Raw genomic sequence first — 404 nt, forward strand, 5'->3', positions numbered from 1 at the left:
CGCTAGAGCGTTTTCGGTTTAATCTGGCTCCTATCCTGCGGCTCCTGCGGCGGCGAAGAAGTTGGCGCACTCGTCGGGTGTGACGGTGTCGACGAGGCGCCCGATGGCCGACCACAAACCCTCGACGGTCCGCTCGGCAGCGAGACGGCGGAGGTCAGTGCAGCAGCTTCCCCTGAGCGCTGACAAATGACCCGATCCCTTCACGGGCAACCGCCTCGTTGAAGGCTCGGTAAGCGTGTTTGTCCGACGCGAACCGATAATCCATGCCGACGCATATCGCGAAGTTCACCGTGAACCGCTCGCCGCACATCGACAAGAAGTCGCGCGAGCAGTTCGAGATGCGCACGCACAAGCGAGTGCTCGATATCGTCGATCCGACGCCGCAGACCGTGGACGCGCTGATG

The 404-nt window shown here is 62.6% G+C and carries 2 pseudogenes; one reads left to right on the top strand and one right to left on the bottom strand.

Features of this window, described 5'->3' with window-relative positions:
• Positions 1–30: 30 nt before the first annotated feature.
• Positions 31–153: pseudogene (locus tag MKL20_RS01625) on the bottom strand (IS630 family transposase); the annotation flags it as partial.
• Between the two features lie 110 nt (positions 154–263).
• Between MKL20_RS01625 and MKL20_RS01630 the strand changes: the two are divergent.
• Positions 264–404, top strand: a pseudogene (locus MKL20_RS01630) (30S ribosomal protein S10); the annotation flags it as partial.

This window comes from Methylobacterium sp. E-066 (assembly GCF_022829635.1).
In the GTDB taxonomy this organism is placed as follows: domain Bacteria; phylum Pseudomonadota; class Alphaproteobacteria; order Rhizobiales; family Beijerinckiaceae; genus Methylobacterium.